Source organism: Bradyrhizobium sp. (assembly GCF_016462955.1).
In the GTDB taxonomy this organism is placed as follows: domain Bacteria; phylum Pseudomonadota; class Alphaproteobacteria; order Rhizobiales; family Xanthobacteraceae; genus Bradyrhizobium.
Window position 1 is genome coordinate 1 of the sequence record NZ_JAEMSD010000702.1, and the last position, 2,821, is coordinate 2,821.

The following is a 2,821-nucleotide window of genomic DNA, read 5'->3' on the forward strand; positions in this document are numbered from 1 at the left end:
GATTAAGAATGTCTTAATCGCGGGCATTTCATTCGCGACGCTCTGCCAATAGGATGTTGCAGAAATTGGCGGACAAGCCGTCCGGGTGGGGACGGCTCGGAGATCCGCGTAAGCGGCATGATCCGGTCTGTGGGCTTGCGCGGCGCGCCGAGCTCGCGGGGGGACGCGTACAGGTAACGAGGGCTCGGACTGACATGGCGAACACTCCGAAAAAGGTCAAAGACCCCACAGAAGTTGCGCTTTCTGCAATCCAGGAAGCCCTGAACATCAGCGACACGGCCGCGGATACCAGCCGCAACGCCACGATGCGCAACGAAACGGCGCCCCCGGTGTCGCCACCCGCGCCCCCGATCTTCGACGAGCCGAGCTTCGAGCCGCGACCGGCCGCCAATGAGCGGTCGACCGTGTTCGACCCGGTCGAGGAGCCGCGCACCGCACGCCGCGCCGCCAACGACGACCGCGAGACCATCGGACAATTGCTCCAGGCGCTCCAGAAGGGCCGCCCTGCCCGCAGCGTCTACACCTTTGCCACCATCTTCGCCGGCATCTGGCTCGCCGCCTGCGCCGCGCTGACCGTCGGTTTCCTGCCCTCGATCCAGGCCGCCATGGGCCAGAGCGGCGGCGTTCTCGTCATCGCCGGTCTCGTCGCGATGTTCTTCGCGCCGATCATGTTGTTCTACTTCCTCGCGAGCCTGGTCTGGCGAGGTCAGGAAATGCGCATGATCGCGCAGGCGATGGCGCAGGTCGCGATCCGCTTCTCCGAGCCGGAAGGCTCGGCCTCCGATTCCATGGTCACCGTCGGCCAGGCCATTCGCCGCGAGGTCGCGGCGATGGGCGACGGCATCGAGCGCGCCATCGCGCGCGCCGGCGAGCTCGAGACGCTGGTCGCCAACGAGGTCGCCGCGCTCGAACGGGCCTATTCCGACAACGAAGTGCGCATCCGCGCCCTGCTCCAGGACATCGCCCATCAACGCGACAATCTGGTCGGCCAGGCCGAGCAGGTCCGCAGCGCCATCTCGGGCGTGCAGATCGACCTGCGCCACGACATCGCGCTGATCTCGGACGCGATCGCCTCCCGCGTCGACGAGGTCGCCAAGTCGATCACCGGTGCACTCGAAGAGCGCGGCGCCCACATCACCCAGGCGCTGAGCAATGCCGGCGACAACATGATCCTGGCGCTCGGCGAGCGCGGCGGCGACCTGCTCGACCGCCTCGAGGAAGCCAGCAACGAGACCACGCGCGCCGTGCTCGACGCCAGCGAGCGGCTGACCACCAGCCTGAACTTCAAGACCGGCCACGTCCACGACGAGTTCGTCGACCTCGCCGACCGCGTCCACGAGATGCTGAACGAGCGCATCGACCGCATCACCGGCGAGTTCGAGCAGCGCTCCGCCGCGATCGTCGACGGCATCTCCGAGCGCACCGAGCAGGTGCACGACAGCCTGAAGAACTCGTCGGATTCGCTGCTGCTCGAGCTCGAGCTGCGCTCCAACGACATCTCCGCCAAGATCGACGATGCCGGCAACCGCCTCGCCGGGCAGATCATGACGAGCGGCGACAAAGCCAGCGAGGCGCTCGACGCCACGGTCAACGCCCTCGTCGCCAAGGTCGTCAACCAGACCGAGACCGCGCACGATTCGCTGTCGCTGCAGATGAGCGCGTTCGACGAGTTGGTGCGGAACCAGGGCACCGAGCTGGTCGAGAAGTTCGCCCGCGATTCCGGCACGCTGGGCGCGCTGATCACGCGCCATATCTCCGAGTTCGACCGCACCGTGAAGACTTTCGGCGGCGAGATCGTCGAGCGCATGGGCCAGCGCACGCAGGACATCCATGAGTCGCTGAAGACCTATGTCGACAATTTCGACACCCGCTTCACCGCCAACGGCGGCGAGATCACCGCGATCCTCGACCAGCGCCTCGCGCAATTCGAGACCACGATCGGCGAACGTGTCGGCAATATCGACGCCTCGCTGGACGGCAAGATCGCCAGCCTCGACGGCACCATCGAAGGCCCTATCAGGACGTTCGACGAGCAGCTCGTCGGCCGTGTCGCCGCGCTCGAACAGTCGTTCGACACCCGTGCCAAGTCGATGACCGAGACCATCGACGGGCGCATCAGCACGCTGGCGACGTCGCTGACCGACGGCGCCGCGCAGGCGATCCAGTCGATCGACTCCCGCCTCACCCACCTCACGACGACGCTCACCGGCGGCGCCTCGCAGGCGATCGAAACCATCGATGCGCGCCTCAACCACCTCACGAGCTCGCTGACCGACGGGACCTCGCAAGCCATCGAGACCATCGATGCGCGCCTCAACCATCTCACGAGCTCGCTCACCGATGGGGCCTCGCAAACCATCCAGTCGATCGATACCCGCCTGACGCATCTCACGATGACGCTCAGCGGCGGCGCGACGCAGGCGCTCGAATCCATCGACTCCCGCCTCACCTACCTGGCGACTGCGGTCACGAACGGCGCCTCGCAGGCCGTGCAGTCGATCGATACCCGCCTGACCCTCCTCACCTCCACCCTCACGGACGGCACCGCGCAGGCGATCGAGGCGGTCGACCGCCGCATCACCGGCGTGACCGAGATCATCGACGGCCGCAGCACGCATCTGACCGACACGGTCACCGCGCGCTTCCAGGAGATACAGCAGGCCATCGAGACCAAGGTCGGCTCGGTCGCCAGCGACATCGATGTCCGCGTGGCGCAGTTCGAGGACCTGCTCGGTTCCCGCGTCGAGGCCGTCGCCGGCCGCATCGAAAGCAGCGGACGCCAGGCGAGCGAGGACATGATGTCCCGCGCCGAGATGATCTC

The 2,821-nt window shown here is 66.8% G+C and carries 1 pseudogene; it reads left to right on the plus strand.

The features are described 5' to 3' along the window. Positions 1–194: 194 nt before the first annotated feature. Positions 195–2,821: pseudogene (locus JHD07_RS37100) on the plus strand (negative regulator of septation ring formation); the annotation flags it as partial.